Here is a 12,445-nt window from a genome sequence, read left to right on the forward strand (position 1 = left end):
ACGGGCTTCCAGGTCGCGGGCAAAGAGTAGCGGCTGACGCGGCGCCGGTCGTACACCAGTGTGTACTTGAGGAAGTCGGCCCCCTGCGGCCTGGCCTCCGACGTGCCGAGCCGCAGCGTCCCGAGGTGGGTCCGCAGCCGGCGGCGCTCTTTGCACATGAGGGCCCTGGCGATGGCCGTGCGCCGGCGTCCGCCCCCGGACATGCCGGTCGGGTGCGTACACCCGGCCCGGTGGCCGGGGCCGAGACGCTACGGCGCCGCCAGGGCCCGTCCCCGCGAAGCCGGTCCGGTCGCGAGGGGCGACCGGTTCCGGCTCCGTCCGGCAGCGTAGTGGTCTTCGCGCCGTCCGAGGACGTAACTACCTAAATCCGGGCGAACCTACTGGGGGAGGTTCACCCGCAGCGGGCCCCGTTCACGTGGAACACCTCGGGCGCCGGGTTCGGCCCCGACGGGTTGGTGCCGTTGAAGCCGAACGTCACCGTCCCGCCCGGCCTGATCCGGTCGTTCCAGCCGGTGCCCTTGGCCGTCACCACCGAGCCGTCCTGCGAGACCTCGGCCCCCCAGGAGTGCCCGACCTTCTGACCGGCCAGGAACGACCAGCGCAACTGCCAGCCGTCCACCGCCTTCTTGCCGATGTTCTCGATCACGACCTGCGTGGTGAACCCGCCCGGCCACGAGCCGTGCGCCGAGTAGCGCACCTTGCAGTCCGAGCGCTCGCCCCGGTCGGCCAGGAACGCCGAGACCCAGGCCAGCGGCGAGTTCCAGTTGATGGTCAGCTCGTTCGTCGCCCACGACTCGATGTCGTCGATGTAGCAGAACTGCGGCTTGCAGCCCTGCAGCAGGCGCTGCGCGACCGGGTCCTGGATGGCCGAGTTCGGGCCGCCGGCCAGCGTGCCGCGCGGCGGGTTGGGCAGCTCGGGGTTGAGCTGGCGGGCGTACCAGCGGCTGTGCTGGTTCTTCGAGGCGACCTCGCCGTAGCCGGTCACGTACGACTGGTTGAGCGCGTTGCGGCCGAGGATGTAGTCCATGCCCTCCCTGACCGCCGCCCGGTACTTCTCCTTGCCCGTCAGGTCGTACGCGGTGGCCAGCACGACCAGGTTGTTGAGCACCAGGTTGTTGGAGCCCCAGTCGTAGTCGGGCACGTCGTACGGGATGCCGTACGGGTGCGCCTGCTGGATCGCCAGATACTTCTCCGCCCCCTGCACCACCGACTGCCGCACCCTGGCGCGGTCCGGCAGCGCGTTCGGCACGGTCGCCAGCTCCAGGCGGCCGAGCTGGGCGGTGTTGCCCCAGTCGAAGCCGCGATCGCGCCAGATGTCGCCCGTGTGGTGCGGCGAGGCGAGCACGAAGTCCTTGAACTCCTTCTCGCCCGTCGTGATGAACAGCTCGGCCGCCGCCCAGTAGAACTCGTCGCTGACGTCGCCGTCGCTGTACGCGCCGCCGCCGACGCCGTCGTTCGGGTCGGCGTACTTCTCCGGGTTCGCCTTGGCCGCCGCCCACGCCTTGCGCGCCGCCGCCAGGTTCTTCGCCGCGAACGCCGCGTCGTACGGCGCGAACAGCCGGGCCGCCTGCGCCGCCGTCGCGGCCAGGTTCAGCGTGGCCGCGGTGGACGGCGGGTGCAGCTCGCGCGGCTGCGGGTCCAGGTGCGGCAGCAGCGGCAGGCCCGTCCACGCCTGGTCGTGGATCTTGTGGTGCGCCATGCCCGCCAACGGCTCACCGTCCGGCACCTGCATGCTCAGCAGGAACTCCTGCTCCCAGCGGGCCTCGTCCAGGATGTCGGGGCGGCCGTTGCCGCTCTCCGGGATGTTCAGCTGGCCGTCGCGGAAGGCGGCCTTGTCCCGCTCGTACGTCGACATGAGCTGGTGGACCGAGATGCCGCCGTTGACGACGTACTTGCCGTGGTCGCCCGCGTCGTACCAGCCGCCCTTGACGTTCAGCGTGTAGTCGCAGACGCCGGGCTGGCAGGGCACCTCCACGTCACCCTGGTTCGGCGCGACGCCGACGTGGCCGGCGGGGCGGCCGTAGCCGGGCCTGAGGCTGTCGAGGATCTCGATGCCGCTGCGCTGCGGGTAGTAGAACTTCAGCGCGTCCGTCGGCAGCTCGTCATAGAGGTCTTCCTTGATGTCGAACGGGCGGCTCGTCTCGCCGTCCGCCGTCAGCGTGTAGCCGGTGCCCGGCTTGCGGTGGGCGCCGAAGTCGATCGTGTGCACGTTCTGGCCGGAGCTGTCGTCCACACCCCTGGGGACGGTGCTGCCGCGCGCAACCGTCTTGCCGTCCGCGTTCTTCAGCTCCCACTCCAGGGCGCTCGTCTCGGACGTCACCAGCGTCGCCTTCTTCGGGCCCGCCGGGAGGTAGCCGACCATGTTGACGCGCACTCTCGGGCCGGTGTCGGGCTCGTACACCTCCGGCTCCGCCCCGCCCTTGAGCGACACGTCGTCCATGCAGAATCTCCAGGGTTCGGCGCTGCCACCCAGCTGGAAGACGGCCTGCGCGTTCGTCAGCGACACGGGGGCGGTGAACGTGTACGCGTAGTCGTTGCCCGAGACGCTCAGCTCGGGGTTGGCGGCGAAGTACTGCGTCCAGGGGTCCACCGGGAGCTGGATCAGCGCCTTGCCGACCTTGGCCGGGGTGCCTGAGGCGTAGAACCTGAAGGCGTAGGTCTCGCCCGCCACCAGGGGGAGGTTGTCCTGGCCGATGATGACGTCCCAGGGGTTGGCGGTGCCGCCGGGGATGTCGGCGCACAGGCGGCCGTCTTCCACCGCCGGCGTGACGTTCGCCGTGCCCCACCAGGGGGCGGTGCCGGTGTCGAAGGTACCGTTCACGATCTGCTCGGGGCCTTCGTCCGCCGCCGCGGCGGGGACGGGGGACAAGGCGAGCGTGGTGATGAGGGCCAGTAAGGCGGCCCGGTATCTCTTCATGGAGGTTCCTTAGGTTTTGGGAGCGCTCCCAACAGAACGCCCCGATCCTCCTTGCCCACCGCCTCCCCGTCAACGGTCCCGTCCTGCTCCGGCCTCGTCCGGCGGCGGCACCTCACGATCACCGCCGCCAAAGTGATGAAACTTTCATCGAGCCGGGGTAGGCGAGGCAGGCCACGACGGCCTCCGCCCGTACGCGGTCATACGGGACGTCCAGCCGCGCCGCCACCCGCACGGCCTCCTCCGCCGCCCGCCGAGCCGCACCCCGCCTCCCGGCGACCGCCAGGACGAGCGCCCGCGCCCACCCCACCCGGGCCGCCGCACCCGGGTTGCGGCGGACGAACCGGACGAGATGCCGATGCAGCCGCCGCGCGACGGCCGGGCCCGGCCACGGATCCATCGCCCACAGCAGCTCGGCCAGCCCTGCCCAGCACTCCAGCATCCCCCGCTGCGCCGAGGGCAGCCGCTCCGCCATCCCCAGCACCTCACCCACCACCCGGCGCTCCGGGTCGCCGGTGAGGCGGGCGGTGGCGGTCAGGAGACGCATCTCCTGGATGGTGGTCATGGTGGGGCCGTCGTGCAGGCCCAGCTCCTTGGCGTGGGTGCGGCGGCGGTCGTGGGAGGCGCGGGCCGCTGCCAGCACGTCGCTTATGCGGGCGGTGGGGAGGTCGTCCAGCCTGAGCAGGGCCTCTGCCCGGCCCATCAAGCACCAGTGGCGGCCGATGTCGTCGCCCACCCGCCTGGCCGCCTGTTCCGCCGTGGCGGCGAACAGGTCCGCGGCCTCCTCGAAGCGGCCCTGCCAGAGGGCGGTTTCCGCGAGCATGCCCGCGCAGTTCTCGGCCACGCGGGGCGCGAGGGTCCCTGCCCGGCAGGTCGTGAACGAGCGCCTGGCTGCCTCGAAGGCGCCCGCGTGCAGGTGGTCGATGCCGCGGGCCAGGTGGGCGCGGTGGGCGGGCTCCGCGGGGTGGGTGACGGCGGCCAGGGCGTGGTCGGCCCTGGTCCCGTAGCGGTCGGCCGTGCGGCGGAGACCGGCGAGGCGGGCGATGGTGGCGGCGTTCGCGTACGCCTCCGCCCGCAGCGCGGCGTCGCCCGACCGGTCGGCGGCCTTGAGCTGGCGCAGGGAGGCGGCCAGCATCGTGAGCACGTCCTGCTGGTGGTAGGCCAGTCTGGCCAGCATCGTCAGCGCCTGCGCCGCCTCCGCCCCATGCGACCTGCGCCCCACTTCGGGAAGGAGCCGGCGGGCGGTGGCGGACAGGGTGGCGGACAGGGCGGCGGACCGGGCGGTGGACAGGGTGGCGGACAGGGCGGCGGTCGCGGTCGCGATGAGGAGGCCCGCTCTGGACTCGGGCAGGGGTTCGCCCAGCGTGGCGAGGGCCGTTCTCGCCAGGCAGGTGGCCTCGCGTTCGCGGGCCAGGTGGTGTTCGCTGGTGCCGGCCATCCACAGGTGCCTGGCCCGCAGCGTGGGCTCCTCGTCGGTACGCGCCAGGTGCCGGCGCATGACGGCCGCCGACTCCTCGTACAGGTGCAGGCGCAGGCACAACGTCCAGTACAGCTCCAGGAAGCGGGGGCGGCCCGACGCGGCCCAGGCGGCTCTGACGTTGTCGAGCTCGGGGGCCAGCAGGCGGGTGACCTCGGTGTGGGCGGCGTCCTGGAGGGCGGTGGCGTGGGCTTCGAGGAGGCGGCCGAAGCAGGCGGCGTGGCGGCGGCGGGCGGCCCGGCGTTCCGCAGGGGTCAGGTGGGAGGCGGCGTACTGCCTGATCAGGGGGTGGACGGCGTACCTGCCCGAAGGGGTGAGCTGGAGCATGCTGTGGTCGACCAGGCGTACCAGCACGTCCGGGGTGGTCGTGGCGACCTCGACGGCCGCCTCCAGCGTGCACCCGCCGCCGAAGACCGACAGCGCCGCGAGCGCCGCCCGCCCCTCCCGATCCAGCAGCCGCCACGACGTCTCGAACACCGTCCGCATGCAGGCGTGCCGGGGACGGGCGGCGGGGCCGGCCACGGAGAGCAGGCCGAGGCCGGCGCCCAGCAGCCGGGCCAGCTCCGCGCAGGGCACGGCCCGCAGCAGGCCGGCCGCCAGCTCGACGGCCAGCGGCAGACCGCCGGTGGCGGCGCAGATCGCGGCCACCAGCGCCGCCTCCCGCTCCGGGTCGAACGCGGGCTGCGCGGCCCGCGCGCGGGCGGCGAACAGCGCCTCCGCCGCCTCCGCCGCCAGCTCCCGTACGGTGATCGCCGTCTGCCCCGGCAGCTCGGGCCGCCGCCTGCTGGTGACCAGCACCCGCACGGCCGGAGCGGCCTCCAGGATCCGGCCGATCACCGCGTCGAAGGCGGGCAGCTGCTCAAGGTTGTCGAGCACCAGCAGGAGCGGCCGCGACCGTCCTGACAGGGCGGCGAGCAGCAGATCGAGCGCCGGTCGCGGGGGCGAAAGATCCACCCCGAGACGCCGCGCCAACGTCGTGACCGCCGCCTCCTCTCGCACCCCGGCGTACCCCACGAACACCGCCTCCGCCCGCGCCGCCTGGGGCTGCCCCTCCTCCGCCGGCTCGCGACAGCGGGCGGCGGCGGCGATGGCGAGGCGGGTTTTGCCGACGCCGCCCGGTCCGAGGAGGACGACCAGGCGTTCGCGGTCGAGCAGGGCGCATAATCGGCGGACGTCCGCATCACGTCCGATCAGCTCGGTCGAGGGGACGGGTAAGGCGCCCGGCCGGCGCTTTCCTGACGGTAGCCCGCGCGCCCGCCGGGGCTCCTGGACGAGTGCCGGACCGGCCAGCTCCCTCCGGAGGGCCTGGGTTTCCGGGGCGGGGTCCACGCCGAGGTCGGTGGTGAGGCGGTGGCGTAGCTCGTCGTAGCGGGCCAGGGCGGCGGCTCGGTTGCCCGCGCGGGCGAGCGCGGTCATGAGCACCCGGTACGCCTCCTCGTCGTACGGATCCAGCCCCGTCACGATGGACGCCAGCCGCGCCACCTGCGCGCACGGCGAGGAGCCCGCCGAACGCAGGAGCACCTCGCGCAGCAGCAGCCGGACCCGGGAACGCTCGGCGGCCAGCCAGTCACCGAAGGCGGGAGCGTCGCAGAAGGAGACCCCGTCCATGAAGTCGCCCCGCCACAACCGCAGCACCTCGGCGATCGGAGGAGCGCCGGCGAGCTGGTGCCGGTCGACGAAGCAGCCCTCGGCGGCGGGGAAGCAGACGTGCTCGCGGGTGACGTCCAGCCAGCCGCCCACCTCTCTGCGCAGCTCGGACAGGGCGAGGCGGAGGCTGCCGCGGGCGTTGGCGTCGGGCCGTTCGCCCCACAGCAGCGTGGCCAGCTCGGCGCGCGGCCGGGGCGCCTGCGCGGTGGCGAGGTAGCAGAGCAGGGCCCGCGCCTTCGCGGAGCGCACGCCCAGCGGAGTGCCCCCGGCGGCGAGCCGCGGCGAGCCGAGCAGCAGCACGGACAGCGACTCCCTCATACCGCGGAGGGTAAGCACGCCGAGGCCGTCCGGACTGTGCAAAACGTTACATCCAGCCTGTGCTTCAGGGCACTCACCTGCTGGCCGGCCCCGCCGCGAACGGTGGCGGGGCCGGCCCGCGGTCACAGGACGGAGGTGACGGCGGCGGTGACGGCGGTGGCGAAGCCGCGCATGCCGCGCGCGTTGGGGTGGAAGGGAACGGCGGGGGAAGCAGGCACGTACGGCTCGATCCACCGCTGGCCGGACGAGGCGCACGGGGAGTGGTCGGCGCTCGGCGTCTGCAGGTCGATGAAGCCGGCCCCGGCCGCGGCGGCCTGCTCGGCGAGCATCTGGTTGAAGTACATCAGCGTGGCCCTGATGTAGTCGGCGTCCGCGCGGATGATGGGGACGCGCGGGTAGCAGCCGTTCGGCGGCGCGTACGTGGCGTAGCCCACCATGAAGATCCGCGCCTGCGGAGCGCGGGCGCGGATGTCGGAGACCAGGGTGAGCAGGCGGGGCCGTAACGCGTCGGTCTCGACCCGCCACTTGTCCTGGCCGCCCACGATGTAGTCGTCGTTGCAGGCGTCGCCGACGGGCGGGGGCAGCAGGTTGAGGCAGTCTTCGATGAAGTCGGTCAGGCCGAGGTCGTTGGCGCCGATCTGCACGGTGACCAGGGTCGTGTCGGGGCCGACGGCGTCGAGCTGGGGCGGCACGTCGCCGAGGTCGGTGCTCTGGGAGTTGTAGAGGTCGTCGGTCTCGGCGCCTGAGCAGGTTCGGTCACGCAGCACGCTCGCGCCGATGGCCTGGGCGGTCAGGTGGGCGTAGTTGCGGTCGGAGCGCCAGCAGCCGTAGTCGGGGCCGATCTGGTTCGGGATGAGCGGTCCTGAGGCGGCCGAGTCGCCGAGTGCGACGTACACCTCTCCCTGGGCGGCCTGCGCGGGCGGCGCGAGGCTCAGGACGAGTAAGGCCGCGGCGAGCACGACGAGCATCCGTCGGACCATGGGGACTCCCTCCGGCAGGGTGTGCGGGGTGCGGGCAGCCACGACCGGCCGTGGGGTGCCGGCCGGGGGCGTGGGGCGATCACCCACACGATGAGCCATGTCCGCCGGTCTGTGAACCGCGCGGAGGGAGCGATGCTGAGGCGGTATGGATCAGCGCCCGCCGAAGCGCTGCTCAGAGCGGGTGCGGGTCAGTGCCGTGCCGGGGCCGTCACGCCGGGGCGTGCCCGGGCCGTCATGTCAGGGCCTGCCGAGGCCGTCCCATCAGGGCGTGGCGGGGCGCCACATCGGCCAGAACAGCGCGCCGTCGGGCAGCGCGAACGGCTCGCGGGCCTCGTAGCCGTGGCGGGCGTACAGGTCGCGGTTGCGCGGGTCGCTGGCCTCCAGGTAGACGGGCAGCCCGCCGAGCCGCGCGTGCTGGTGGCGCAGCAGGGCCGTGCCGAGCCCCTGGTTCTGGCAGTCGGGGTGGACGGCGAGACAGGCCAGGTAGTGGTGCGGCTCCGTGGGGTGGTGCCGGCGGAACAGCTCGTCACGCAGCCGGAACCGGTCGGCGAACTCGCCGGTGGCCTCGCCCAGCCGCCGGTCGTAGTCGGCTGGTTCGGACGCGCCCTCGGTGTACGGGATCCACACGGCCACCGCCTCGTCGTCGATGAGGTGCACCGCGCCGTGCTCGATGGCGTGCTCGACGACGATCAGGAAGCCGTCGGCCAGCACCCGGTGCCGCCGCCTGCGCTCGGGCACCAGGTAGGCGACGGACCGCAGCCCGGCGAACGCGGTGGCGATCAGCTCGGCCGCCCTCGCGGCGTCGGCGGGTGTGGCGGTGCGGATGCCGGGCCGGAAGGACATCTCCTGCCCGGCGCCTCTGTCGCTGACCGGCCAGGTCTCGATGGTCTCTCTCATTGCTCCAGGTCTCCTCTCGTCAGTGGTGCGGTGCCTGGAGGGTCTCTGAGAGGTGGTCGCCGAAGGCGCCCATCCCTATGGGAGCGTAAACACCGGACCGCCCGGTGTGCTTCCGAAATCGGAGAGGAAAGCCTGCTCACAACCCCGCCGACCGGCACGTGACGCGCTCGGCCGCTAAGAGCTGACGTGTCCCTTACGCGGTTGGGAGATCCACTTGTTCTGGCCTGGGGTATCGGTGCCCGTGATCACGATCAGGAGGCAGCAACATGGCGGACTTTCCCATTGTTGTCGGTATAAATCGCACCCAGGATGGTTCCATTGCCGTCGCCGTGGGCGAGTCGGGCATGTACAGCCTGCAGAAGGAGCGGATCAGCCGAAGAAAGCACCACTGGGGCCGCCTCGGCGACCTGCCCGACCGCTACCTGCCCGCCATGCCGCTCCTCAAGGAGCCGATCGACCTCGTCGTCGAGGGGTACTCGTCGGACACCGAGATCGAGCACTCGGGCGCGTACCAGGAGGAGGTGCGCGAGACGCTCGGGCTCAAGGAGAACGCGCAGATCGTCCTGGTCTCCCACCACCTCAGCCACCTCTACAGCGCGTTCTACCCCTCGCCGTTCGACGAGGCGGCCGGGCTGGTGATCGACGCGCAGGGCAGCCACGTCAGGGACTTCACCGAGCAGGTCGAGCTGCCGCGGGACACCAGCGGCGACCTGCTGGAGGTCGCCTCCTTCTACCGGTGCTCACGTGGCGGCCGCATCGAGTGCCTGGCCAAGCAGCTCTGGGACGGCGACTGGGCGCGGCCCGCCGGGCTCGGCTGCTTCTACGCGCTGCTGACCAAGATGCTGTGGCCCGAGGGCGAGGGCAACGAGGGCAAGGTCATGGGGCTGGCCCCGTTCGGCGACCCCGATGCGCTCGGCCTGCCCGACCTCGACGTACGCGGCCACGAGGTGCACATCCCGCCCGCCTGGCTGGAGCTCTTCGCCGACCGCGACGCCTACCTTTATGAGCCGGGCGGCGAGGAGTTCCGCCGCGCCGCGAACCTGGCCGCCGCCGGCCAGCGCGCCTTCGAGCGGGCGCTGACCCGGGTCGTCGCCTGGCTGCACGACAGGACCGGCCTCGACGCGCTCGCCTTCGCCGGCGGCACCGCGCTCAACTGCTCGGCCAACGGCCGGCTCATCCGCGAGTCGCCGTTCCGCGAGCTGTTCATCCCGCCCAGCCCGCACGACGGCGGCACGGCGATCGGCTGCGCGCTCTACGGGCTGATCGCCTGCCTGGGCGTCGAGAGCCGGTGGCGGTGGACGGACGACTTCCTCGGCCCCGACCCGGACGAGAGCGCGATCGAGGCGGCCGTGCGCGGCCTGCCCGCGGGACTGTACGCCGAGCGGCCCGACGACCTGGCCGGCGAGCTGGCCGGGCTGCTGGCGAGCGGCCGCGTGGTGGGCCTGCACCAGGGCCGCGGCGAGTCCGGCCCGCGGGCGCTCGGCAACCGCAGCATCCTCGGCGACCCGCGCAGCCCCGACATGCAGGACTACATCAACTTCGAGGTCAAGGGCCGCGAGTGGTTCCGCCCGCTGGCGCCGCTGGTGCTCGCCGAGCACGCAGGACGCGTCTTCGAGGTGGACCGCCCTGCCCCGTTCATGCAGTACGCCGCCGCCGTCCGCCCCGCCTACCGCGACAGGCTGCCCGGCATCACCCACGTGGACGGCACCGCCCGCCTGCAGACCGTGGAACGCTCCACCACGCCCTTCCTGCACGCCCTGCTGACCAGGTGGCACGCGCTCACCGGCGTCCCTGTGCTGATCAACACCTCGCTCAACGGCCCGGGCGAGCCGCTGACCGAGACGCCGGAGCACTCGATCGAGACCCTGCGCACGACCGGCATGCACGCCCTGGCGCTGCCGCCGTACCTCATCCGCAAGCACGAGGAGCCGCGGCTGCCCGGCGCCTAGGAGAGGCGGTCGAGCACGTTGGCCGTGATGCGCTCGACCGCCGGGCAGGTGGCCAGGCCGCGCGGCCAGTCGGTGGTGGCGGCGTTGAACACGGTGCCGCCGGCCTCATAGAGGCCCATCGTGGCGGCGCCGTTGCCGAAGCCCCACCCGCTCGCCCTGGCGTCGCCCACCGCGAGGATGGTGAACCCGGCGGGCGTGCCGTCGGCGCCCGTCGGCGCGTACGGCGGCGCCGCCGCCCGGTCGAAGTCGGCGCCGTCGCACTCGTAGCCCACGAGGTTCTCCGCCAGGCCGAACACGTCGCCGTCACGCAGCCCGGTGCCTTCGTAGACCCAGTGATCCGCGTGCTGCACCCGGTAGCCGACCGGCTCAGGGTGGTCGTCGCGGTCGCGCTCGCCGCCGTTGCGGAAGCTGACGCCGATCAGCTCGTTCTCCGGCGGCCCCTCCTCGTGCCAGACGCCGACGCGGGAGAAGGTGAGCGGGTCGTGGAAGACGACCCGCCACCAGCAGGTGTTGCCGCCGAAGAAGGCCGCGTTCCGCCCGGCCGCGACGTGCTCGGCGACGGCGGCGCGCATGGCGTCGCTCCAGTACTCGTCGTGCCCCGCGCTCACCATCAGCCGGTACGGCTCCAGCAGCGCCGCCCCCTCCCGGTGCAGGTCGAGGTCGGTGCAGTAGTCCACCGCGTACCCCCGGCGCGCGGCCCAGCCGATGAACCTGGCGTCCCAGTGCACGAACGTCTGGCGCGGCGTCGGGTCGTAAGGGTCGAAGTTGTGGACGTCCCACGGCGTGCCCCCGGTGCCGCCGCCCGGCCGATGCAGCGACACTCCGGGCGCGGGGACCTGGCCGGGCATGGTGTAGAGGCACCAGTGGCCGGTCAGCCGGTCAGGATCGTACGGCCGCCCGTCGATCAGGTTGTAGGCGTGGTAGGTGAACAGCGGCAGCTTGTAGAGGATCCGCGCCGCCGGGCGCACGGGCCTGACCACGAACAACGCCCTGGCCTCCCGCCCGTCGGGGGTCGTCCGATCAGGGTCGGTACGGTCGGAGCCGCTCTCGTCGCCCTCCACCAGCACCGCCACATAGACGCCTGGCTCGGCCGGCGCCCGCACCGGATAGACCGCCCAGGGCCGCAGCGGCTCGCCGCGCAGCCCCGTGCCCGGCCGGCCCCAGTCGTGCGCGGGCAGGTGCGGCGGCGCGTGCTCGCCGGGCAGCCACGGCGTCTTGCCGGTCAGCGTCATGCCGGTCTCGTACCGGTGGAACTCCACCCGGAACCTGGGCGCGTCCGTCGAGACCCGCAGCGTCATGTGGCCGCCCGCGTACGGGCTCGGCTGCTCCGCGTACCCCCTGATCATCTCGCCAGTCTCCCATCGTTCCGCGGCCACGTCACGACACGAAAGGCCAGGTCAGGGCGGGTCGTGGGTTTCTCCGGCAGTGCCGGGTACGGTCGTTGCCATGCGCGCCCACCTGACCGCGGCCCGGTCGATCAAGCTGCTGATCGCGCTGACCGGCCTGGCCGCCGGATGCGCCGAAGGCGCGGCGCCCGCCGTACGCGAGGCCGTACCGGTCGCGTCGCCCACCACTGAGCTCACCGATGAGCCGGCCTCGGGCCCGCTGGCGGGGAAGATCGTGGTGATCGATCCGGGGCACAACGGCGGCAACGCCTCCCACCCCAAGGAGATCAACCGCCAGGTCGACGTCATCACCGGGCGCAAGCCCTGCAACACCACCGGCACCCAGACCGCCTCCGGCTTCCCCGAACACGCCTTCACCTGGGACGTCGCCACCAGGCTCAGGCCGATCCTGCAGCGCATGGGCGCCAAGGTCGTGCTCACCCGGCCCAACGACAAGGGCGTCGGCCCCTGCATCACCGAGCGGGCCGCCATCGGCAACGAGGCCAGGGCCGACGCGGTGCTGTCCATCCACGGCGACGGCGCCGCGCCCAGCGGGCACGGTTTCCACGTGATCATGCCGGGCCTGCTCAGGGGCCACAACGACGCCGTGGTCAAACCGTCGCGCCGGCTCGGCATCGACGTGCGCGACGCCTTCCGCGAGGGCACCGGCATGCCGTACGCGAACTACACCGCCCGCAGGGGCCTGCAGACCCGCACCGACCTCGGCGGGCTCAACCTGTCGAAGCGGCCGGCGGTGTTCATCGAGTGCGGCAACATGCGCAACAAGGGCGACGCGGCCAAGATGACCGACCCCGCCTTCCGCGAGCGCATGGCGACCTCGCTGGCCGCCGGCATCAAACGTTTTCTGGCCTGACCGG

The 12,445-nt window shown here is 72.9% G+C and carries 7 protein-coding genes; 2 read left to right on the forward strand and 5 right to left on the reverse strand.

Features of this window, described 5'->3' with window-relative positions; genetic code table 11:
- Positions 1-391 precede the first annotated feature (391 nt).
- The 4 genes from AB0K12_RS16405 to AB0K12_RS16420 form a co-directional block, all read right to left on the reverse strand.
- The gene (locus tag AB0K12_RS16405; protein ID WP_364560999.1) at positions 392-2,917 is read right to left on the reverse strand and encodes a glycoside hydrolase family 9 protein; all 2,526 of its coding nucleotides are present in this window, start codon (positions 2,915-2,917) and stop codon (positions 392-394) included.
- 118 nt (positions 2,918-3,035) lie between these two features.
- Complete coding sequence (locus AB0K12_RS16410) at positions 3,036-6,356, reverse strand: BTAD domain-containing putative transcriptional regulator (RefSeq protein WP_364561002.1); 3,321 nt, start codon at positions 6,354-6,356, stop codon at positions 3,036-3,038.
- A gap of 122 nt (positions 6,357-6,478) precedes the next feature.
- The gene (locus AB0K12_RS16415) at positions 6,479-7,336 is read right to left on the reverse strand and encodes an SGNH/GDSL hydrolase family protein (protein ID WP_364561005.1); all 858 of its coding nucleotides are present in this window, start codon (positions 7,334-7,336) and stop codon (positions 6,479-6,481) included.
- 261 nt (positions 7,337-7,597) lie between these two features.
- The gene (locus tag AB0K12_RS16420; protein WP_364561007.1) at positions 7,598-8,233 is read right to left on the reverse strand and encodes a GNAT family N-acetyltransferase; all 636 of its coding nucleotides are present in this window, start codon (positions 8,231-8,233) and stop codon (positions 7,598-7,600) included.
- Between the two features lie 344 nt (positions 8,234-8,577).
- Here AB0K12_RS16420 and AB0K12_RS16425 point away from each other — a divergent pair, with 344 nt between their 5' ends.
- The gene (locus AB0K12_RS16425) at positions 8,578-10,182 is read left to right on the forward strand and encodes a carbamoyltransferase C-terminal domain-containing protein (RefSeq protein WP_364561010.1); all 1,605 of its coding nucleotides are present in this window, start codon (positions 8,578-8,580) and stop codon (positions 10,180-10,182) included.
- Here the strand turns inward: AB0K12_RS16425 and AB0K12_RS16430 are convergent.
- Positions 10,179-11,528 carry a N,N-dimethylformamidase beta subunit family domain-containing protein gene (locus AB0K12_RS16430; protein WP_364561013.1) on the reverse strand — a complete coding sequence of 450 codons (1,350 nt, stop codon included), beginning with the start codon at positions 11,526-11,528 and terminating at the stop codon, positions 10,179-10,181. The genes AB0K12_RS16425 and AB0K12_RS16430 overlap by 4 nt on opposite strands.
- 100 nt (positions 11,529-11,628) lie before the next feature.
- On the opposite strand from AB0K12_RS16430, the gene AB0K12_RS16435 reads away from it, so the two are divergent.
- The gene (locus AB0K12_RS16435; protein WP_364561016.1) at positions 11,629-12,441 is read left to right on the forward strand and encodes an N-acetylmuramoyl-L-alanine amidase; all 813 of its coding nucleotides are present in this window, start codon (positions 11,629-11,631) and stop codon (positions 12,439-12,441) included.
- Positions 12,442-12,445: the final 4 nt, after the last annotated feature.

The organism is Nonomuraea sp. NPDC049419, from assembly GCF_040676995.1.
Lineage (GTDB): Bacteria > Actinomycetota > Actinomycetes > Streptosporangiales > Streptosporangiaceae > Nonomuraea > Nonomuraea salmonea.

Bases quoted from the DNA above. Each gene is read 5' to 3' on its own strand.
- AB0K12_RS16410 (WP_364561002.1), bottom strand. From the start codon at position 6,356: ATGAGGGAGTCGCTGTCCGTGCTGCTGCTCGGCTCGCCGCGGCTCGCC.
- AB0K12_RS16430 (WP_364561013.1), bottom strand. From the start codon at position 11,528: ATGATCAGGGGGTACGCGGAGCAGCCGAGCCCGTACGCGGGCGGCCAC.
- AB0K12_RS16425 (WP_364561010.1), top strand. From the start codon at position 8,578: ATGTACAGCCTGCAGAAGGAGCGGATCAGCCGAAGAAAGCACCACTGG.
- AB0K12_RS16435 (WP_364561016.1), top strand. From the start codon at position 11,629: ATGCGCGCCCACCTGACCGCGGCCCGGTCGATCAAGCTGCTGATCGCG.
- AB0K12_RS16415 (WP_364561005.1), bottom strand. From the start codon at position 7,336: ATGGTCCGACGGATGCTCGTCGTGCTCGCCGCGGCCTTACTCGTCCTG.
- AB0K12_RS16405 (WP_364560999.1), bottom strand. From the start codon at position 2,917: ATGAAGAGATACCGGGCCGCCTTACTGGCCCTCATCACCACGCTCGCC.
- AB0K12_RS16420 (WP_364561007.1), bottom strand. From the start codon at position 8,233: ATGAGAGAGACCATCGAGACCTGGCCGGTCAGCGACAGAGGCGCCGGG.